The sequence below is a fragment of the Rhizobium sp. R693 genome, assembly GCF_002211315.1.
Taxonomy (GTDB): Bacteria; Pseudomonadota; Alphaproteobacteria; order Rhizobiales; family Rhizobiaceae; genus Rhizobium.
On the sequence record NZ_LOKY01000021.1, the window covers coordinates 26,327 to 46,396 of the forward strand.

Below are 20,070 nucleotides of genomic sequence, written 5' to 3' on the forward strand. Positions count from 1 at the left end.
TCCCTCGCGGTATATACCCCGAGAGAGGTATTTTAGCCATAAAGCCTTCGTGGAAGGTATATACACGGAGAGCGCAGATTTCCTCGCGAGGCGATCAGGAGGTTCCGGCAATGAGCACCGATTTGGAGGCGCTGTTTCAAGCCTTCAACGCCACCGTTGGCCGGCAGGCAATGGGCGACGCGGAATTCGGCGAGACCTTTCGGCAGATGATGGCGGCGCTAGTGCGCTTCGACTACGTCGTCGTCTTCGCCTATCGTGGCAAAGATCGGCCGATCGACCTCTACAGCACCTTCGACCCGAAGGAGCACATCATTTTCGTAACGCTCTACCAAGCCGGCCCATACCTGCTCGATCCCTTCTACCACACCGCTAACGAGCGGCGCGCCGGCGTGTTTCGCATGCGTGAGCTGGCGCCCGACCGGTTCTTCTCCAGCGAGTACTACCGGACCTATTATGTCCAGACAGGCCTTGCTGAGGAAATCGGCTTCTTCGTCACGGCCGATGACGATATCACCATCGTTCTTTCGCTCATGCGCAAGGAAAAGACCGGCCCCTTCCCGCCTGCGGAATTTGCCTTGCTGAAGAAAGCCGAGCCCTTGATCGCCAACATGGTCCGCCACTACTGGGCTGGGCTAGGAGCCCGTTTTGACGCACAACTGCATTCTCGAAATCGCGGTAGTCGCAGACGCGATGCTGGTGAAAGCTCCCTGCAGCCTGCCGAAGCGGTGTGGCGCGATCTCAATCTCACCAGCCGCGAAACCGCGATTGTCGATCTCGTCCTCCAAGGCCACTCCTCCGAGTCGATCGGCCTGAAGCTCAGTATCTCAACGGGAACCGTTAAGGTTCATCGGCGCAATGTCTATCGCAAATTAGGCATCTCCTCGCAGACGCAACTGCTGTCCCTCTATCTCAAGAATCTTTCGTGAAAGGCGTTCGGAAATTGTGGGCCGCTATCACCTGCGTTGTGCCGTCTCCAGCCGACGACCTCAGGCCCTCACGGGTTCCGCCCTCGCCTTCGGCTTCAACAGGATTATCAGCAGCAAGCCGGCGACGATGAGCGCCGCACCCTCGAGGTGGTATCGCTGCAATTGCTCGCCGAGGATGAAGTAGGCGAGCACCGCGATGAAGATCGTCTGGACGTAGAGGAGGACGCCTGCCCGGGCCGCGCCCAAAGCCTCGATACTGCGATTGAAGAGGTAATACATGATCGCCCCGCCGGGGATGGCGACATAGGCAAGTGCGATGAGCCCACTGCTGTTGAGCGTCGACCGTTCGTCGGAAACAAGCTCGAAGAGATAGAATGGCAGCGCCGTCAGCACCGCCGCACCGAGAAGCAGGACCAAAAGCGCAAGCCGGTTCCCATCAAATTTCGCCCGACGAAGCAGCACGGTATAGAGGCTAAAGCAAAACGCACCGGCGACGATCCATAGTTCGCCGGGATTGAGATCGAGACGCATCAGTGCGGCCGGGCTGCCCTTGATGATGATGACGACGATCCCGAGAAAGGCCAGGATCGATCCGATCACCTGCCAGCTTCCCATCGGCTCGGCCAGGAACAACCGGGCAAGGATCATGGTGATGATCGGGATCAGAGCAATGATGATGCCGGCAGTGGTGGCGTCGGCATGTTCGAGACCGACAAAAATCAGGCCCTGGCAGATCGCAAGCCCCATGCCGCCAATCACAAGCAGTTCAAGAGCGCGCGCCCGCACAAGCGCGACCATATCGCCAAAGTGCTTGTGCACGATCGGCATAAGGATCGCCCAGGCGATCAGCACGCGCCAAAAGCAGAGCGCCCAGGGCGGCATTTCCGAAGAAACCCATTTCGCGGCGATATAGACGCCGGCAGATAGCAGCCAGCAGAGAATGCCCACGGAATAGGCGCTTGCAAGCGAACCGCCCGCCGCCTGTTCCGTCCCGACCGTCTCGCGATGGACTGCCAAGACATGTATCGCCATCGGTTAGTTATGCCACAGTTCCCAAGCGCTGCACAGATGAGCCTGCTGCGGCGAGAACGAGGGGACGCATCCTTTCAGCGGTGGCTAAACTGACGACGAGGATTATCTCAAGCTGAAGTGTCGGAATCCCGTTTAGCCAGTCGTCTTCAAGGCAGACAAGCTATGGAGAGCAGCGATGACGATTACCATTACCGCCTTTGAACGCTCGCCCGATCGCGGCAGAGGTCTGGCGCGCGACATGCGCGTTCGCTGGGCGCTGGAAGAAGTGGGCCAGCCTTACGACGTTCGGCTTCTTTCGTTCAAAGCGATGAAGGAACCCGCCCACCTCGCGCTTCAGCCTTTCGGGCAGATTCCGACCTATGAAGAAGGCGATCTCGCCATATTCGAATCGGGGGCAATCGTGCTTCATATCGCGCAGCGCCATGCTGGCCTGCTGCCGGAGGACCCGAATGCCCGGGCACGCGCGATCACATGGGTATTCGCCGCGCTCACCACGATGGAGCAGCCGATGATCGATCGAGAAATCGCCAAATTCATGGAAGGCGACCAACCTTGGTACGAGCAGCGCCGGTCGATGATCGAGGAACGCATCCGTAAGCGGCTAAAGGAACTCGCCGTCCGGCTTGGCGATGCCGACTGGCTCGACGGCGAATTCAGCGCTGGTGACCTCGAGATGGTATCGGTGCTGCTGAGGGTGAAAGGATCGGGCATGCTCGACGATTATCCGAATCTCTCCGCCTATGTCGCGCGCGGCGAGGCACGGCCGGCGTACAAGCGTGCATTTGCCGCTCAGTTGGCGGTTTTCGCTGCGGCATCATCCGGCTGAGAACAGGCGCGCTCGGGGCGGCCTCCCCTCGCGGCACCTGCCAGCCAATGTCACGCTTGACAGTCCTCAAAGGCGAATGCCCTAATCGCCGCGACCGCGAAAGGGCCATCGATGAGCGACGATCAAACCCCGACAGACAGCAAGCTTACCACGTCGAAGCGCAGATGGGCCTCCGAAGGAAAATTCCTGACTGGCCGTATCAGTGGCCCGGAAACCGAGCGCTTGCCGCCTGGCCAACACCTCGTCAAGAATTGGCCGGTCCTCGATCTCGGCCAGCAGCCCATCATTTCCACCGACACCTGGCGCCTGGAAGTTCGTGGGCTTGTCGAAACCCCGCTTGATCTTACCTGGACGGCCTTCCTGGCCCTCGAGCAGAGTACCAAAATCACCGATATTCATTGCGTAACAACGTGGTCGCGCTACGACAACAAATGGAAAGGTGTTTCGACCCGCGACTTACTCGATCAGGCCATGCCGAAACCGGGAGCCCATTACGTCATGCTGACAAGCTATGATGGCTACACGACCAACCTGCCGCTCTCCGATTTCGCTACAGGGGATGCGATCCTTGCAACTTCCTGGGAAGGATTGCCGCTGACGCGCGATCACGGCGGTCCCATGCGGCTCGTCGTTCCGCATCTCTATTTCTGGAAAAGCGCGAAATGGTTGCGGCGCATTGAGCTTCAGGCGGCCGATGCAGCGGGCTTCTGGGAAAAGAACGGTTATCACATGTACGGCGATCCCTGGCGCGAGCAGCGATACTCGGAGGAGTGATACCAGTCGCGATTATTTCGGCGGCTGATGGCGGTGTCGCGACGGCGACCTGCCCGCTATAGTTTCACCAGCTAGCTTGCCGTCACCATCCACAGCCGACTAAAAGCCCGCTTAACGTGCAAATTTCACTGCGGCGGATTCACTTCAAAATAGATGCAAAAAGCGATATATTTTTCAAATTAATATCTTACGCCGATTTTGGCACGATCGCCTATTGAACCGACGCCCATTTTGGGTTGTTGTGACCCAACGATTCCAGATATCGCCTATGGGTTGATGAACAAGGACACTTCATTTCATACTGTCACGCAGAAGCTGCTGGACGCATGGTTGCATACCACATCGCAGACGCCCGCCGCGCCGGAAAACATTTATCGTGACGTCATCGACCTTCTGACGATCAGGATGAGGATGACACTTGTCGTTCTGGACGGTGAGGATCCACTACAATGGCAACTGAAAGTCGTGCGACCGTCCGGCTTCAGTTCACGCCTTCTGAACATCAATAAGCTCTTCGCCGATCAGCGCATCGGCGAATTCAAGGATCGCACCTACATGGAAACAGCCGTCATCCCGCGTTATCGCGAGGTGATCGCCACACAGAAACCATCGATGGAACTGGTCAAGACGAGGGTGCTTGGCGTCAACCTCGAATACGAGCGACTGGTCCTCCCGCAAAAGACAACAGCCCGGCGGCCATCCTGGCTCCTGACTATTTCGAACGGCCGCTTCATGTTCAACCCACCGCAGCAGCAGGCCCGCATGGATGCGACTGACGAAGCGGTGATCCAGCTCTTGACCGAAGGCGCGACGGCCAAGGAGATCGCCGCCGATCTTGGCATTTCGCACCGAACGGTCGAGCACCGCCTGGAGCGCATGAAGGAGCGCTACGGTGCGAAGAACACCGTCCACCTTGCAGCCATGCTGGTTGCAACGCACTTCGACCGCGATGTCGAGAAAAGCTAGGGCGTGATCCGCCGAACCAGGCACCGTCCGCAATAGACGAGCGCCAGAATTGCCGCCGCGAGCGCCGTCAACGTCGCCATGCTGGCAGGATGCAGCGGAACGTCCCGCCAAGCCGGGTGAACGATGTCCGCAGTATTGAACGCCTCACCACTGAATTGGCAGGTGATCAGCGCCAAGCCGCGTAGAACCATGCCGGCATCGATCGCCGAGACGATCGCCTCGGCTTCGGCAGCCTCGCCGCCCATGCCCCGCATCGATAGCAGCACGGCCTTTGTTGCCGCGAGATAGGCATGCGAGCACTCGTTGAACGGGCTCCCCTCATCCGTTACGCTGCCAGGCATTTTGCCCCAGAAGCAGTAGGCGTGCTGGATCTGTGCATAGTTCAGCACGCGTCGGAACGGCTCGTTCGTATCCGTGGCGCGTGCCGCGAGATCGATGATCCGATCGCGATACTCCGCGATCATGATCATTTCGCCGTGTGAGATTTCGGCGATCGCAATGCCGGTATGGGGACCGCTACCACTCCGCTGGTGTGCGTCGGCTGCCAGGGGCCAAAGCGGCAGCAACGCGATCATGGCGACAAGGAAAATGGAACGCCGGCTGGACATCGCGGGGGACAGGCTCCTGATTGCGCCGGAGCCTTCTCTCCAATCAATGAAAAGCCGGCGCGCGAGCACGTGGCTTTGGAGCGGCACCGAGCTTGCGCTCTGCGAGAATACCGAAGGCCAGGCCAAGAACGCCCCAGAGGATCACGTGCATACCGATCGAAGTCGTGCGGAAATGCCAGAGAACCACAGCGGAATAGTTCTCCGGCACCTCGTTGATCGGCGGCAGCAGATACTGAACGAGGCCGATGAAGACGACGTAGGCAAGACCCGCTGCGATTGCTGCATTCCAGACGCCGAACTGCGGGGTCAGGCGGCGGGCAAGCGCAATTGCCGCAACAAGCGCAGCGATCGATACGACGATCATCAGAAAGAACAGTTCAGTCCTGACGCCGATCGTGTCGGGATTGCCGACTGCCGGCGGATTGGCCGGATATTTGATGTTGGGCACGACAACCACGGCGACAAAGGCCGCAATGGCGATGACGGCAGAGGTCCCGCGGACGCCAAGATTGCTGAAGCGTCCCTGGACAAAAGCGAAGACGAGGGCAAACAAGCCGCCGACGGCAACGCTGTAGGCGATCACACCAGTCAGGAGGCCAAGGCCCGCTTGCGTGGCACGGCTGACGATTTCAGGCTCGCTGGTTTCACCCGCCGCTTGGGCCGCCGCTTCCTCAAACGCGATCGCTCGGTCGACGAGCGGCTCGCCGAAGGTATGGGCAAACGCGAAAACGAGGACGCCAGCAATCAGCCCCGCGAGCATTCCGCGAAGCAAAAGACTTCCAACCATGTCCGGAACTCCCCTTAGTGGCAGGGGAAGCCGAGGAGGTGCCGGCCGTCATGCACGAACTCGTGCACGTACATACTGTTGAAAAGCGCCATTGCGCCCTCTTCGGTGCCGACGAAATAGATGGCGATGAGCATCAGCAAACCGCCAAAGATCGCCCAAGGCAAAAGCTCGGCAACGGGAATCGGAGCAGGTGCGGCGACGGGCGCGAAAGTGGTGTCAGACATGAATTCCTCCTGGAATGACGCGTTCAGTCGAGAATTATTGCGTGGCAGGGTCTGACTTCCAGTCCGAGGTATCCTCATCCTGATCACAGTGGCGCGACCGCACCGGAATTTCACCGGTTTCCAAACCCACAACATAACCGTTATATCTGCGGCTTCGAACCTGTCAACGAGACTTCATGCAGCGACAGGCCACCTTCCCCGTTATCCGGAGACAACCAACGTGATGACGCGCCTCACTTGGATCTGCCATGGTTCGACTGCCGCCAACCGCGAAGCGCGGTTCCCGCAAGACGAGCCGCTGAACGAGAAGGCAATCCTTGCCACTCAGGCAATCGCCCCCCGCCTCGGGCGCGTCGACAGCGTCTTCGCCAGCCCGACATTGCGCGCGCGGCAGACGGCCGATGCACTTGGCCTGCAACCGGAATTCTCCGAGGCGCTCGCCGATTGCGATTTTGGCCGCTGGTCGGGACGCTCGATTGCCGAGATCCAGCAAGCCGAACCGGAAAATCTTGCCGCCTGGATGGCGCGGCCGGAGGAAGCACCGCACGGTGGTGAGGCAATCGCCGCCGTTTGCATGCGTGTAAACGCCTGGATGCACCAGCGCCTGCAGGCCGGTGGCCATATCGTCGCCATCACTCATGCCGCGGTCATCAGGGCAGCGATCATCAACACTCTGCAGGCGCCGGTATCCTCCTTCTGGATCGCCGATATCGAACCGCTGGCCATCGTTCACATGACCAGCAATGGCAATAGGTGGTCGCTGCGCGTCGAAGGCGCGGCCGCCTAATTTTCCGGGCGTTAATTTAGGCCAGCCTTACGCAAGCGAACCATGCCATAGGTTTCCGGCCCAACACGTTCGGGCCGTGTTCCTTGCCCAGGGAGGACCAAGCATGCCCTATGATTGGAGCGGCGCGCAGATGCGGCGCACGCGCCTGCTACGTATGACCGCCGCCGTTACCCTGCTTCTGCTCGTCATCGGCGCATCCCTAATGATCCGGCTTTGAGAACGACAGGCGGGCGGCCGCACCGCTCGCCTGTCGAACCGCCTCTCCGCTCTCGGCGGGCGCAGATACCAAGAATTCGCCCTTTGGTTTCAACAAACGCTTCAGACTTCAATGATACACCGGCGCTCAGGTGGAGATGGGTGAAGCATGCCGGTATTCTTCCAGAGCAGAGCCGGAAGGCAATGCCTTTTGGTCATGGCGTTGGGAGTAACGCTGTGGCTCTTCGGCGCGATCCTGGAATTGGATAACTGGCTCGTCGCTTTCGTCGGCGCTTACGAGAACTATGGCGCGGACAAGCTAGTCCTCGCGCTCGGCATCGGTGGCGCGATGAGCTTCGTCTATTCGATCCTGCGCATTGTCGACCTGCGTAAGGAGATGGAACTGCGGGCCAGTGCCCAGACCAAGGCCGACTGGACAGCAACCCACGACCACCTCACCAAACTTCCGAACCGCTATGCTTTCGAGCGGAAAGTCCTTCCCCGGAGGACGAAGACCGACCTCGAAGGCGACGAGTGGGAGCAGAACGTTACAATCTTCTCGATAGATCTCGATGGCTTCAAGAAGGTCAATGACCTTGTAGGCCACAATGGCGGTGACGCCCTTCTGGTCGAAGTGGCAAAGCGGATCTGCGCGATCGGAAACGCGGACTGCGTCTATCGTTTCGGCGGCGACGAGTTCGTCGTCGTTGCCCTTGGCCTCTCCTCCAAGCACGAGGAACGCTTTGCGCGTTTGCTCATTCAGGCCGTAACACGGCCCATCCATATCAACGGGTTCGCCGTCGAAGTCGGTGCAAGCGTCGGTTACGATCGCTGGGAGCAGGGTCGAGAAGCGCTTGAGGATGCGGCTCACCGAGCCGACCTCGCCATGTACGAGGCCAAATCACGCGGCCCCAACTACCACATGGTGTTCGAAGCCTCGATGCAGGACAAAGTCGCAAAGCGCGCAACATTGGAGTCCAAACTGCGCGTCGCAATTCAGCAGAAGGCCATCCGCCCCTTCTATCAGCCGTTGATCGATCTCAAGAGCGGTACGGTCTGCGGCTTCGAGGCGCTCGCCCGCTGGACAGACGAAGAAGGCATCGCCATTCCACCGCCGGTATTCATCGGGATTGCCGAAGAGACCGGACTGATCACCGAACTTTTTGAAGATCTTCTGGCGCAGGCCTGCAGGGACGCCTTGGCCTGGGACGACCACGTTACTCTCTCCTTCAACGTCTCTCCGGTGCAGATGGAGGACAAGCTGTTGGCCTCGCGCATCTTCAAGGTGCTCTCGGCGAACGGCCTTCCGCCGCACCGCCTGGAGATCGAGATCACCGAAAATGCACTGATCCAGGATCCGGCAATTGCCGCGATCATTCTGGATGAACTCCACGATGCCGGCGTCCAGATCGCTCTAGACGATTTCGGCACGGGCTATTCCAGTCTCGCCCAGCTCGCTCGCTATCGTTTTGACAAGATCAAGATCGACAAGAGCTTCATCGCGACTTGCCGCGATGATGAGCGCCAGGAAAAAATCATCCGCGCCATGCTTGGTCTTGGCCGCAGCCTCAACATACAGACCACAGCCGAAGGTATCGAAGAGCACCGCCAACTCGGCCACCTGCTTCGGCTCGGCTGCGATGTCGGACAGGGCTACCTGTTCGGCAAGGCGATGCCTGCCGAAGAGACGCGCTCCTTTATCCTCGATCGCGACGAAGTGTTGGCCAGCGCATAAGCGCCGCGAAAACGCAACTCTGCCGGCACCTCCACGCGTCAGAAATTCGTGATGGAACCCTTTCTGACGAGGCAACGTTAGCTCGTTGGTCCTGTGGGCGGACACTTACACTGAAAGTCTGTCTGCCCCCGCATGGGCCGCGATCATCGATCGGGCCTGGCCCGATCGGCGCGCAAACCGAGTGGACCCCTATCATAGGAGAGGGATTTATCATGTATTCTCGTATCCTTGCTGCCTCGGCGGCCTTTATTGGTCTTGCAGGGGCGGCGTTGGCCGCTGATCTTGTGGGCGAGCCGCCGGCAGCCCCGGTTGCACAAGCGGCACCGGTTTTCACTTGGAACGGCTTTTATATCGGCCTGCAAGGTGGCAGCGCCTGGGGAAATGGTGACTTCTCCGGCATCGGCGACGCAAACCTCAATGGCGGCCTCATCAGCGGCTTCACCGGATACAACTGGCGGCTCGATAACAATATCGTGCTCGGCGTCGAAGGCGACGTTTCCTACAATTGGAACGAGGAAACCGTCGGTAGCAATGAATACAAGTTCGACACGACAGGCTCGGTCCGCGCCCGCGTCGGCTACGCCCTCGATCACGCGCTATTCTATGGAGCGGCCGGCTGGACCGGCGCGAGGGGCCATGTGAACACCCCTATCGGCGACGACGACGCCACGTTCTCGGGCTGGACCGTTGGAGCCGGCCTGGACTATGCCTTCACCGACAACATTTTCGGGCGGGTCGAATATCGCTACAACGACTACGGCAGCAAGGACTTGCTCGGCGTGGATACCGACTTCAATCAGAACGTCGTCACCGTTGGCGTTGGTTTCAAATTCTGAGACTGCTCGACCGAGTGGCCTGCATGAAATGACCAAGCCCGGACAGACGCCCGGGCTTTGCTTCTCTGACCTGATGCTGGTCGCCGTGTGAGAGCCTTAGTGGTTTCCGCCGTGGCCGCCGCCCTGGTTGCCGCCACTCTCGTTGCCGCCGCCCTGGTTGCCGCCGCCCTCGTTGCCACCACCCTGATTGCCGCCGCCCTCGTTGCCGCCACCCTGGTTGCCGCCACCCTGGTTGCCGCCGCCCTGGTTGCCGCCGCCCTCGTTGCCGCCACCCTCATTGCCGCCACCCTGGTTGCCGCCACCCTGATTGCCGCCACCCTCATTGCCGCCACCCTGATTGCCGCCACCCTGATTGCCGCCACCCTGGCTGCCGCCACCCTGATTGCCGCCACCCTGGTTGCCGCCACCCTGATTGCCGCCGCCCTGGTTGCCGCCACCCTGATTGCCGCCACCCTGGTTGCCGCCACCCTGATTGCCGCCGCCCTGGTTGCCGCCACCCTGGTTGCCGCCGCCCTGGTTGCCGCCACCCTGGTTGCCGCCGCCCTGGTTGCCGCCGCCGTGGTTGCCACCACCGTGGTTGCCACCGCCGTGGTTGCCACCACCGTGGTTGCCGCCGCCCTGGTTGCCGCCACCGCCGTGGTTGCCACCACCGTGGTTGCCGCCGCCGCCGTGGTTGCCACCACCGTGGTTGCCGCCGCCGTGGTTGCCGCCACCTTCGTTACCGCCACCCTGGTTGCCGCCGCCTTCGGTACCGCCACCCTGGTTGCCGCCACCTTCGTTACCGCCACCCTGGTTGCCGCCGCCTTCGGTACCGCCACCCTGGTTGCCGCCGCCTTCGTTACCGCCACCCTGGTTGCCGCCGCCTTCGTTACCGCCACCCTGATTGCCGCCGCCTTCGGTACCGCCACCCTGGTTGCCGCCACCCTGGTTGCTCCCACCCTGGTTGCCGCCACCCTGGTTGCTGCCGTCTCCGCGGCTGCTGCTATTGCCTGTACTGCTGGTCGTGCCGTTGTTGCTGCCACTGCCAGAACCGCTTCCCCCTCCGCCTGAGGAGTTGCGTGCTGCGCGCGTGCCGCTCGCGAATTGGTCGCTGTGGTGATCCGGATCGGCGAACTTATTGACTTTGATGGACGCAACCGGGCCGCATAATCTTGCTTCGATTGTGCCTGGCTTTACCGTCCGACAATTGACCCGTTGGCTCTGTGCGCTGGCAAGGCTTGTTCCCGCAAGAAGAAACACCATGCCGGCAGAAATTATCAGCAATTCTTTACGCATAGTTACTCACTCCCACAGTTAACAGAGCGTTAACGTCGAGATTTATACAGCGCTAATAAAGTAAAAAGAAGAATAACTTTCGAAAACCGAGCATAGAACGTTAGTATATGGTTAACCTTTAAAATATAAAATTCTAATTAAGCGCAACAGCTTAAAAGTGTATAATTAACCGTCCAATACTCAGCCGAAAGGATGTTTTCGATGCGGGCCTTGGCAGCTTTCGCAGCGTTCACACTTGTTTTCACAGCATTTGCTGGTGAGAGCTATGCAGGGTCCACCCTTCGCGCATCACGCTCGATCGGAGCGCCGATTGGCTTTCCCTCGGCATGCGCGCGCTATGCCTGGCTTTGCCATGGCGGCGGCGGTCACGAGATGACCGATGAAGAGGCTATGCCTTTGCTTCAAAAGGTGAATCGGCAGGTCAACGCCGGCGTCGCACCAGCGACGGACGCACAGACATCAGGAAAATCCGAGTACTGGTCGCTACCCGTTAACAACAAAGGCGACTGCGAAGATTATGCTCTGCTGAAACTGAAAACGCTGCTCGGCGCCGGCTTTGCGTCGAACAAATTGGCGCTTTCCGTCGTCATCGACCGCGGCGGCAACAACCATGTCGTCCTGCTGGCGCGGCTGAGGTCCGGCGACTATGTCCTTGACAATCTGGCAGGAAAAGTAAAACCTTGGGAAAGCACAGGATATACTTTCTTGGCGAGCCAGAACTTTAAAAATAGGAGTGCCTGGCAAGTAACGCTGGCCGGCCCGAGGGCGGGCCAATTTTCCGGAACGTGAGAGCACCGGTCGCAACTCATCATTTGTCCTGTCGGACACGCGCCTTCACGCGACGAAGCAAGGCCTAATGGACCGACGGGTCCTCTTCTTCCAGAAAAGTTCTGATCCCTTCGCGAGCGACCGTCGCCAGAAACTCGTCAAACGCCTCGCGATCAGTAGCAAAAGGCTCCTCCCATTCGATGAGGTCCTCGTGCTGAGTCACCACTTCCATTTTCCAGTCACCATTCGTGCCGGCCGGGCGGAAGATATCGACGAGTACCGTCACGCCATCATCGGTAAATTCACCAGCGAGGTCGGAATGCTCCAGCTTCGGCTTCTTCGCCATTCTCAAATCCGATCCGTGATTTCGACGAGCAGTGTACGCGGCAACGATGACACGCTTGCAGGCCACTATCGTGCATAGCGTAAGCAACAGAGAAAGACCCGAAGCCGAAGTTTATGAGAAGTTCCACAGAAGAAAATGTGTCATTTGACTGGTAGCGAAGCCCGTTCAACGCATCTCCGGGATCACGCTGCGCCGTGTCGCTTCTACGTGAGGCCATGCGCAACCTCTTAGCATCCTCCTCCCAAAGGATGCGGGTGGCCTGGCGGTCGTGCTAAGACTCCGCAATATCCAGGCAACCCGTCGACCGCTTGTGAACCGAGGTTTTAGCTTCCCTTGATGCAGGCGCCATCGATTCCGGCTTGGCTCGATCTTGACTTTGCAAATACTCGTCGTCCACCTTCAGCAGCGGCTAATTCAAGGGAGAAGATTGGTGGCGGAACGTTCGGTCTGTATCGGGTGGGATTCCCGCGAAGACATCGCCTACCCAGTGAAGGGCGTCACATCAACGACGCCCCTTGGCTCAAGAACTGGCCGGATGTCGCGTACACCCCAAGGCGGCTCGACAAGCCGCTCGCGATCAATCCTCAGTTCGTGACGGTATAAGCAGTGAACCTTGGCAAACTCGTCAAATTCTACGCGATTTTCTGCGGCGGGCGCCTCACGATCGGAGCGAAACCCAAAATGCTTTATTGGCCGCGCGTCAGGTGGCGGAGAGGAACAATAGCGATTGGCGACCGTGTCTCGATGCGCTACGGCGTCGTGATTGATGCCCAGAGCGGACGCGTCGAGATCGGCAACAATGTTTCGCTCAACGACTTTACGGTCCTGCTCGGCCACGGGGGCATCCGCATTGGAAACGGCGTACGGATCGCAGCTCAGTGCGCTATTGTTTCTTTCGAGCACGGCTTCGATGATCCGGTGACCCCCATAAAGGATCAGCCGCTACGGAAAGCACCGGTCGTGATCGAGGATGACGTCTGGATCGGCGCCGGTGCAAAGATATTGGCCGGCGCCCATATTGGTCGCGGTTGTGTGATCGGAGCCAATAGCGTCGTCAGGGGAACCACGGTTCCAGACGGCATCTATGTCGGCGCGCCGGCTCGGCTGATCAGACTTCGCGGACGTTGAAGTCCTTAGGTCCCCCGAGGAGGCCAAAGTGCCAGCTTCGTCGACTGAGCGACATGCGGGTCGGCCGTGAAGATCGGAAGCCTTTGCTCACTGAATATCTGAAGCGCTTGCAGATCGGTTTCCTGATGCATGCGAAAAAGGTTGAGCGAATTGTATTGGTGCCCCTTCGAGAGCGGATCGATGCCGGTGAGAATCACATTCGCCGCGCCGCTGGCGAGTGCCAGGGCCGCGCCAACGACGCCATTGGACCATTTCGCCTCGCCCTCCAATTCCAGGTTCAGTCTCCCTGTCATCTTATGCATCAGGGCGATGCGCTCATGACGGCTGATCAGCCTCAATTCGTCATAGCGATAGTCGAAGGCATGAAGTCCTCTTACCAGCCGTTCGAGCTCGTGCCGCCAATTGAGAACGCAAAGCAGTCCTGTTTTCTTATGCTCGAGCACTTTACGAACTTCGACCGCGGCCGGATTGAGCCCTTCAATCTGATTGAACTGCATCAATGTCACGTCGGGCGCTTGGGGCAACCAACCCTGGGCCGCCACCTGGGAGGCGTTTATCGTCAATACGCGAAACGAATCGTTCCAGCCTTGTGGCTTCGTGGAAAAGGGCGCAGAGCCGGCAACAACGACGGTTTTTCCGAGAAAGAGGCCGTCCAACTTCGGAACGCGCGGAGCAGCCAAGCGATATCTTAACCAGCGATTCCAATAACGCTTAGCGCGTATCAGCTCTTCGAAGTACGACATGCCCTGCTGTCCCCTCCCTGGCGCTTTTCCCGGTCTGTAAAACTCAACGATGATCACGATCGCGAAATACAATGCCGTAGCAAGAACAAGCACTGGGCCCAGCCTGAGCGTGCAGCCGCCGTCTTGCACTCGTTGCGAGTGTAATGGCGGGTTGGCTATTGCGCAAGGAGCGCCTCACAAACGTAGCCACAGCGTTTCCATAGACGCCGCTGGCGAATATCGCTATTTCACCACGTGCTCGGGTCGGAGCGGGCTTTTTCAATGACCGTCTTGGGAATCAGTCGTACAATGTGCTGTTGGACCCGATGCACGGGACGGTCCGACCAAGAGCGTCCACGCGCTCTTGGCGTTACGAGGGAACGCCACCATGCAATTCCCTACGTTCACATTGGAGAATGGAGAAGTTGAAGTCCTCACGTCCGTCATCCAAGCCTGGTGCCAAGCAAACCAAATAGACCCGGAAAGCGAGTGCGCTCGGGCGGTAATCGTCACGGCACTTGACCTGATCGAAGCCGGTTTCCGGACACGTGAGAGCCTATCAATCGCGCTTGCCAATGCCTTAGCGCCTGATGCCTTTAACATCAGTGGCGAGTAGCGGAGTGAGCGTATCTCCCTAGGGCTGCGCCTCGAAGGTAAAGCGTACACCTTCTTCGAGCAACTTGGCGTGGGTCTCGGGCCCCAGTTTACGGGACCGGCCAAAGTCCGTGTCAAAATTCCGAGAATTTGCGTCCGGTTGCACTAACGATCGGCGGCGGCAGTTCACTATATCGATTTGGAGCAGAGGACCTTCAAACCATCGACAACCCGTACGGCACGAGCTTGTCACCATGTCTTAGAGGCAAACTGTTACTTATGTCTTCGGTGAGGACAAAGAGACGAGTGGTAGCGGAGGTCCGTTGTGGTCACGACAGCCGACAGGGTGAACGGACCGAGATCAGCTTAGGAACATGGCAAATTGCGTTGAAACGAACTATCGCTAATTATCTGAAGACAAGGCGGAAATGTGCTCCTGAGCCAGCGAACGCCGTCGTCGGAAACGGGAGTCAACGCCCCGTCGACCGGGGCGCCTCGCCGTCACGCAATCGCTAAGCGGCTCGCACTACGGGCTGCCGAGGCTTCTTGCACTTCCTGAACCACGTAATCGCCAACGCCCTCCAGAACTGAACCTTATGGGTAGCCGCGAATAGCTTGGCCTCGTCCTCCGCTGTAAACAACAGATCGACTATGGAATCGGTCACGTCTTCCGGAGTGATTTTGTCGCAATACTCGGGATCGGTCATCAGCAGTTCGACAGCCTTGATCTGAGGTGCTGTCAGCGGCCCGCGTTCCGCGTTGGCAAGCACCTCAGGGATTTCGCGAGCAACGATCGGGCCGCGTCTGTTGATGAGCGCTTCTACCTGCTTGATGGCTATCGTCTGTCGTGTGCCGGTACCCGTGTATGCGTTCGTCGTCTTCAGAACTTTGACGTTCGCCCGAGAGCAAACCAATTCCAAGGTTTGCGCATCCTCGTCGGCTGCGGCCAACGCCGCCTGGTGCAGCTGAAGAGTGGTTACACCAACGCGGTCGATGTTCTGACCTATGAACGCCTTCGCTTGGGCAACAGTGTCATCCGCCTCGACGATCATCACCGGGATCATGCGCACGTGTGGATTTGACGCAGCGGCTATCGCCGTGTGCTGGCCATCTAGTACCTTCAGTATCGTTTTTCCGTCGCACTCGGCGTACGCGCAGATCGGCGGCTTAAACTTCGCCCAATCGAACCCCTCGATTATTCTCCGGATTTGGCGCATCCCCCTTCTCACCAACGTTTCGTTGATAGGCCGGGTCGACATGGAGTGTCGTTGGATCGACCACCTCACAGATAGGCATCCCAGTTTCCGGTGATTTTGGCGTTAAGCCGGCAACACTGATTGGCGCAATCGGTCTGATATTGTCCTGCATGGTTCTCCCTCGTGATGAGAGGAGCTTCGGAGAGGTAACGGCCGAAAGATATGCGACTTGCGGGGTAGCGTTTCGCAATCGCTAAGGTCCACAGGTAGCCGCACTGTTTTGGCGCAGGCAGTGGATAAGCTTCGAGTGCAATCACACCCGAAGGCTGTGTTAACGATGTACCAACATGCAATTTGACGTAGCAGAAATTTCTGCGATGCTCGCCCCGGGCAATTAAGGGGTCTACTGTGAAAATGACTGTTTGGGCTCGGCGCATCAACGCCGCAGCGATTTCGCTCGCGCTGGCGAGCTGCACTACGACACAAGCTGAATTCAACAAGAAACCATCCGCGGTCAGCAAGGCGCACTCTGCAAGACGGTGCTCGAAACACAAGACCCACTGTTCCAGCAGCAGCTCGTAACCGAGCTAAATAGGCGAGGCCTCAGTATTCCTGAATGTCAGCAGATGGTTCTGCAGCAGAAGCAAGCAGCTGCGGCGCTGGTGGCCGTTGCACTCGTCGGAACGGCTGTAGCCGTCTGCGCAAACGGCAACTGCGGGGGCGGCAATTATTACGCCCCACCATCCTACTACAGAGGGAATTGCCAGTACGACTGGCAGTATGATTCAGCCGGCCACCGCTGCGGCCATCGAAGCGCTTGGTCGCGACCAGGCGGGTCGTGATTTTCGAACTGCAAGGAAGCCACGCCGGTTGACGCGGCTTGCGAACATCGCCATCTGTCATGATGCCCGGGCGGGGGCAGATTTCCAAACCATCGACATGCGGCGGTCGATCCTTACGAGGAGACGCTCATGCGATTCATCAATTCAAATTGGAACCCCGGCTGCATTCACTACGTCCCGCACCACGTGGACATCGTGGCCAAGTGCCATGCCTGCGGAGCGGAACGCCGGTTCGATCGTGGCAGTCTGCCACCAAGCTTGCGGCACGCCTATATCGACGAAATCCAACCTCGGCTAAAGTGTCAGACGTGCGGTGCGAAGGGCGGAGAGATGATGTTCGGGAGCGTGGAGGAGTAGCGTGCCGTGCCGGCACCTACAGACATGCTGATCAGAGCGCTCGGGATAGCGATCGACGTTCGCCCCGGTGTCTATCGCGTGGTGACCACCGTCGAGGGCATGGCCGAGATTCTGACGCAGCGATGGCCGGAGGAGCAGCAGGGAGACGCGTGGCGGGGAGCCCTTGAGGCTTGCCTGAGAGCATTGGAAACGCAGACCAATGCAGAGGCGGCACGGGCAGCCTTCATCATGGCGGCCAAAGATGCTGGCATCCCCGTTAACGGGAATCCGGAACTGTTCGAGCCTCCCCCAAGGCGAGAGAGGCCGAAGAAGCGGCGCTGAAGCGTAAAAAAAGGCCGGGGCGAACCGCACCGACCTTCCTCACATCGCCATTCACACCAGTGCCAGTACATCCGTGGTCAAAAGCGGAAAGCAATTTCGACATTTGCGAGCGGCAGACGTTTTCCAGCGCTCATCAGCGATGCCGATGGGGCCGATATAGACGCTTCTTGCCCTGACCGCAACCTCAATCTTTAGTTTTGTTAACAATCTCGAATAAAAATAAAACTTGCATGAATTCGATTGCGCGCGGAGGGCAGGTCGTGCATGGTCCACCGGCCAGCAGCCTATGATACGGGCGCTGCTGCCTTAGGGCTGAAGGCCCTGCCCCAAATGCGAAGGAGGACCGAGATGTCTTCCGAATTACACGCGGTCTTGAAGTCTAAAGACCTCCTCATGTTGCAAGGCGTGTTGGATGCGGCTGGATATTCTTCAGCCAGTAGCATTAAGCATCCTGAACGATACAATGTCGCGGCGAAACTGCTTGTCGAACGTTTGCAAGGCGGGATGACCTCGGCGGACGACCTCGCCAAGGAACTGGAAAAGCATTTTGGCTCAGTGCTTTCGTCAATCTCTCCACCAAGCTTCGAGCGCACACGCGCCTCCATTCAAGGTCGACCTCTCCGATAGCTATTTCGGAGAACTGCAAACTTCTTGCCTTCCAGATAGCGAGCGAACGGCGCGTAAGACGGTATCCCGGCCGGGAGGGTGGACGCACGACGCTGAAGCCTGAGCTACCACCTGTTGGAATCGCGCTCACGCTCCTCGACTGCCCGGCGCATGGCGTCCTCACGACCGCACTCGTATTTTTCCATATGGTAGCGGATCAATGACTGGCGGCGCCCTTCATCCATGATGGCGAAAACGCTTCGGAAGCGTCGCTCGATGTCTGATTTGGCTGCATCGGATCCTTGGCGAGCGGCCATCAGTTTCGAAATTACATGGTACGCCAGTAACCCTACCAGTACGCCCACCACAAGGCTAAGAACGGATTCCCGACTAACCAGAGCTCCAAGATCGATGTACGCCATGTCATCCCCCTGCATCGGAGCATGAAGGGGACCGGTGTTTGTGTCTATTACACCGTTTAGGCGACCCCAAGACAGCTTGACTCTCGCGTGCACCCCCTGTCACGCTGCACCAATGGAGAGTGGAGGCACAGCATGTTCCCAGGGAGCGGTAAGGTCCATGACGACACGCTTTGCCGCGCTGATCAGCATCTGCGTCATGCTATCGGGATGCTGGGGATGCGATCGCCACCTGCCTCCGTTGCTGCGCGATTTGAGGGCTGTCTACGAAGGGGACATGTTCAGTGACGGATGCGGACCTCCCGAAGGGAAGAAACAGGCCTTTACACCCGAGTTTACAAGGCGCTTGCAGGCACTGTTTCCCGCCGGCAGTGATGCGGCTGGTATAGAGCGGGCCTTCAATCGATGGGGTTCAAGGTTGTTTCACCTTGTCCTAAGTACAATCCGAATGTCCGTCTGGCCCAGTTTGTCCAAAAAGGGTGTCTAACCCCGATGGACGCCAAGGTAAGATGGCTTATCAATCGTCGGCGCCGATCGATCGGGACCACGTGTCGTTTGCAGCACGCATAAGGAATCCGGCAGCTGTGATAATAATGGCCGATATTATGTAGAGAAGATCGAGCGAGACGTAATCGAGCGCCTACGCGGGATGTTTGCCGATACCGCCGTCATCGACGCCTATGTCGAGGAATACAAGGCCGAGAGCAAGCGAATTGCCATGGAACGCCGCAACAGCCGGGGTGCGAAGGAAACCGCGCTGGCGGACGTGCAGGGACAGATTGCGCGCGTGCTAGAACAGGTGGCAAAAGGAACGATCGACGAAGACGACGTTCTGGCAATTCTGCCTGGGCTCAAATCCGAACGCAGCCGGTTGAAGGCAGATCTTGAGGCGGAGGAACCGCCAACGAACATCATCGAGATCAAGCCAAAGGCGGTCGAGAAGTTCAGGGAAGATTTGGAGAGCCTTGCGGAAATCCTGAGGGTGCGAGGCGCGGAGCCAAGCCTTGCAATGGCGAAGGCGTTCAGGGAGGTCGTTTCCGCTGTGGTCGTCTACCCGCGCAAAGCTGGCGAACAATATCAGTACGAAATCAAGGGATGGCTATCTGGAATCGCCGGACCGGAATTGTCGGCTGTGCCCGACCTGAGACATAGGTAACAGATCGTACCTCTTATGTTCGTTTGCAAGCTCCTGAGTCATGAATTTGCCTTTCCGGCTTTGACAACGGAATCACATGCGTAAAGCTGGTGAACAAGGTAGGAGACAGGGCATTTCGACGACGGCTGGCATACTCTTATGCGCGGGTTGGGTACCGCATTTCCGTTTGTTCGTCTGAGGCTGCCTCGGTCTAAGATCGGGCATAGATTAATCCGCCACATAGGTACGACGAGGGTTCCTCACCGGAGTCCTGTCCCCATCTTTGTTCAACAGCAAATGTTTGCTTCTTGACTGGCTTGTCGGGCATTGCGCCGACGATTGTCTCTAGATCTATACTGTGGGAGCGACCTCCTGCCCGATCGCCCATAAGAAGGCTGCCATTTCCCGAGCAATGGCGGTGACCGCGACGACCTTCGGTTTGCCTGCTGCCATCAGCTTACGATAGCGAGTGCAAAGCCTCACTTGACCTTTCCAGGCGATCTGGCGAACGGTCTTTGGTAGGTCCTGCGACCGCGCCTGGATCCTCGAGCTTACACGGGCCGGGAAGCGATATGTCCAGGCCCCTTCGATGAGGACCCGACGCGCCCTTTGGTTGCCCGCCTTGGTGATCCTACCACGCTTAACCCGTTCGCCGGTTGAGCTTT

23 protein-coding genes and 1 riboswitch are annotated in these 20,070 nt (G+C 58.6%); of the genes, 12 read left to right on the forward strand and 11 right to left on the reverse strand.

Annotation, left to right across the window (positions count from 1 at the left end; all coding sequences use genetic code 11):
* Positions 1 to 110 precede the first annotated feature (110 nt).
* Entirely contained in the window at positions 111 to 926 is an 816-nt protein-coding gene (locus tag ATY79_RS17335; protein WP_088692847.1) for a LuxR C-terminal-related transcriptional regulator, read from the forward strand.
* 60 nt (positions 927 to 986) lie between these two features.
* Here ATY79_RS17335 and ATY79_RS17340 read toward each other — a convergent pair whose 3' ends face one another.
* The gene (locus ATY79_RS17340; RefSeq protein ID WP_088692848.1) at positions 987 to 1,958 is read right to left on the reverse strand and encodes a DMT family transporter; all 972 of its coding nucleotides are present in this window, start codon (positions 1,956 to 1,958) and stop codon (positions 987 to 989) included.
* Between the two features lie 175 nt (positions 1,959 to 2,133).
* On the opposite strand from ATY79_RS17340, the gene ATY79_RS17345 reads away from it, so the two are divergent.
* From ATY79_RS17345 to ATY79_RS17355, 3 genes are all read left to right on the forward strand, one after another.
* Entirely contained in the window at positions 2,134 to 2,784 is a 651-nt protein-coding gene (locus ATY79_RS17345; RefSeq protein WP_088692849.1) for a glutathione S-transferase family protein, read from the forward strand.
* A 111-nt stretch (positions 2,785 to 2,895) separates the two neighbouring features.
* The gene (locus ATY79_RS17350) at positions 2,896 to 3,558 is read left to right on the forward strand and encodes a sulfite oxidase-like oxidoreductase (RefSeq protein ID WP_088692850.1); all 663 of its coding nucleotides are present in this window, start codon (positions 2,896 to 2,898) and stop codon (positions 3,556 to 3,558) included.
* Between the two features lie 276 nt (positions 3,559 to 3,834).
* On the forward strand, positions 3,835 to 4,524 hold the full coding sequence (locus ATY79_RS17355; protein WP_088692851.1) for a helix-turn-helix transcriptional regulator: 690 nt from the start codon (positions 3,835 to 3,837) through the stop codon (positions 4,522 to 4,524).
* Here the strand turns inward: ATY79_RS17355 and ATY79_RS17360 are convergent.
* The 3 genes from ATY79_RS17360 to ATY79_RS17370 are packed head-to-tail and all read right to left on the reverse strand — an operon-like array spanning position 4,521 to position 6,143.
* On the reverse strand, positions 4,521 to 5,132 hold the full coding sequence (locus ATY79_RS17360) for a hypothetical protein (RefSeq protein WP_088692852.1): 612 nt from the start codon (positions 5,130 to 5,132) through the stop codon (positions 4,521 to 4,523). The genes ATY79_RS17355 and ATY79_RS17360 overlap by 4 nt on opposite strands.
* A gap of 43 nt (positions 5,133 to 5,175) precedes the next feature.
* The gene (locus ATY79_RS17365) at positions 5,176 to 5,919 is read right to left on the reverse strand and encodes a CbtA family protein (RefSeq protein WP_088692853.1); all 744 of its coding nucleotides are present in this window, start codon (positions 5,917 to 5,919) and stop codon (positions 5,176 to 5,178) included.
* Between the two features lie 14 nt (positions 5,920 to 5,933).
* Positions 5,934 to 6,143 (reverse strand): CbtB domain-containing protein, encoded by a 210-nt coding sequence (locus ATY79_RS17370; protein WP_088692854.1) that lies wholly within the window; start codon positions 6,141 to 6,143, stop codon positions 5,934 to 5,936.
* 28 nt (positions 6,144 to 6,171) lie between these two features.
* Positions 6,172 to 6,323: riboswitch (cobalamin riboswitch) on the reverse strand.
* Positions 6,324 to 6,366: 43 nt separating this feature from the next.
* Between ATY79_RS17370 and ATY79_RS17375 the strand changes: the two genes are divergently transcribed.
* The 3 genes from ATY79_RS17375 (at position 6,367) to ATY79_RS17385 (ending at position 9,696) form a co-directional block, all read left to right on the forward strand.
* Positions 6,367 to 6,930: a histidine phosphatase family protein gene (locus ATY79_RS17375; protein ID WP_088692855.1), complete on the forward strand. Its 564-nt coding sequence runs from the start codon at positions 6,367 to 6,369 to the stop codon at positions 6,928 to 6,930.
* A gap of 364 nt (positions 6,931 to 7,294) precedes the next feature.
* Positions 7,295 to 8,860: an EAL domain-containing protein gene (locus ATY79_RS17380; protein WP_088704508.1), complete on the forward strand. Its 1,566-nt coding sequence runs from the start codon at positions 7,295 to 7,297 to the stop codon at positions 8,858 to 8,860.
* Between the two features lie 212 nt (positions 8,861 to 9,072).
* The gene (locus tag ATY79_RS17385; RefSeq protein WP_088704509.1) at positions 9,073 to 9,696 is read left to right on the forward strand and encodes an outer membrane protein; all 624 of its coding nucleotides are present in this window, start codon (positions 9,073 to 9,075) and stop codon (positions 9,694 to 9,696) included.
* A gap of 96 nt (positions 9,697 to 9,792) precedes the next feature.
* Here the strand turns inward: ATY79_RS17385 and ATY79_RS30920 are convergent, their stop codons facing one another.
* Complete coding sequence (locus ATY79_RS30920; RefSeq protein ID WP_189638040.1) at positions 9,793 to 10,971, reverse strand: hypothetical protein; 1,179 nt, start codon at positions 10,969 to 10,971, stop codon at positions 9,793 to 9,795.
* Positions 10,972 to 11,172: 201 nt separating this feature from the next.
* Here ATY79_RS30920 and ATY79_RS17400 point away from each other — a divergent pair, with 201 nt between their 5' ends.
* Complete coding sequence (locus tag ATY79_RS17400; protein ID WP_088692902.1) at positions 11,173 to 11,760, forward strand: transglutaminase-like cysteine peptidase; 588 nt, start codon at positions 11,173 to 11,175, stop codon at positions 11,758 to 11,760.
* A gap of 64 nt (positions 11,761 to 11,824) precedes the next feature.
* Here the strand turns inward: ATY79_RS17400 and ATY79_RS17405 are convergent, their stop codons facing one another.
* Positions 11,825 to 12,085: a hypothetical protein gene (locus ATY79_RS17405; protein WP_007802691.1), complete on the reverse strand. Its 261-nt coding sequence runs from the start codon at positions 12,083 to 12,085 to the stop codon at positions 11,825 to 11,827.
* Positions 12,086 to 12,766: 681 nt separating this feature from the next.
* On the opposite strand from ATY79_RS17405, the gene ATY79_RS17410 reads away from it, so the two are divergent.
* Entirely contained in the window at positions 12,767 to 13,213 is a 447-nt protein-coding gene (locus tag ATY79_RS17410) for an acyltransferase (RefSeq protein WP_088704511.1), read from the forward strand.
* 5 nt (positions 13,214 to 13,218) lie between these two features.
* On the opposite strand, the gene ATY79_RS17415 is transcribed toward ATY79_RS17410, so the two are convergent.
* The 3 genes from ATY79_RS17415 to ATY79_RS30925 form a co-directional block, all read right to left on the reverse strand.
* Positions 13,219 to 13,956 carry a membrane-anchored protein gene (locus ATY79_RS17415; RefSeq protein WP_088692858.1) on the reverse strand — a complete coding sequence of 246 codons (738 nt, stop codon included), beginning with the start codon at positions 13,954 to 13,956 and terminating at the stop codon, positions 13,219 to 13,221.
* 1,085 nt (positions 13,957 to 15,041) lie between these two features.
* Entirely contained in the window at positions 15,042 to 15,746 is a 705-nt protein-coding gene (locus ATY79_RS17425; RefSeq protein ID WP_088692860.1) for a hypothetical protein, read from the reverse strand.
* A 65-nt stretch (positions 15,747 to 15,811) separates the two neighbouring features.
* Positions 15,812 to 16,246 (reverse strand): hypothetical protein, encoded by a 435-nt coding sequence (locus ATY79_RS30925; RefSeq protein WP_189637146.1) that lies wholly within the window; start codon positions 16,244 to 16,246, stop codon positions 15,812 to 15,814.
* Between the two features lie 684 nt (positions 16,247 to 16,930).
* Between ATY79_RS30925 and ATY79_RS17440 the strand changes: the two genes are divergently transcribed.
* Both ATY79_RS17440 and ATY79_RS17445 read left to right on the forward strand, forming a co-directional pair.
* Entirely contained in the window at positions 16,931 to 17,245 is a 315-nt protein-coding gene (locus ATY79_RS17440) for a DUF982 domain-containing protein (protein WP_245306840.1), read from the forward strand.
* Positions 17,246 to 17,593: 348 nt separating this feature from the next.
* On the forward strand, positions 17,594 to 17,872 hold the full coding sequence (locus tag ATY79_RS17445; RefSeq protein ID WP_088692904.1) for a hypothetical protein: 279 nt from the start codon (positions 17,594 to 17,596) through the stop codon (positions 17,870 to 17,872).
* Positions 17,873 to 17,976: 104 nt separating this feature from the next.
* On the opposite strand, the gene ATY79_RS17450 is transcribed toward ATY79_RS17445, so the two are convergent.
* Positions 17,977 to 18,273, reverse strand: coding sequence for a hypothetical protein (locus tag ATY79_RS17450; RefSeq protein ID WP_245312397.1), 297 nt, complete (start codon positions 18,271 to 18,273; stop codon positions 17,977 to 17,979).
* Between the two features lie 646 nt (positions 18,274 to 18,919).
* On the opposite strand from ATY79_RS17450, the gene ATY79_RS17455 reads away from it, so the two are divergent.
* Complete coding sequence (locus ATY79_RS17455) at positions 18,920 to 19,426, forward strand: hypothetical protein (RefSeq protein WP_189637147.1); 507 nt, start codon at positions 18,920 to 18,922, stop codon at positions 19,424 to 19,426.
* Between the two features lie 330 nt (positions 19,427 to 19,756).
* On the opposite strand, the gene ATY79_RS17460 is transcribed toward ATY79_RS17455, so the two are convergent.
* Positions 19,757 to 20,070, reverse strand: a 314-nt coding sequence (locus ATY79_RS17460) for a transposase (RefSeq protein WP_141105737.1), incomplete at its 5' end; no start/stop codon positions are given.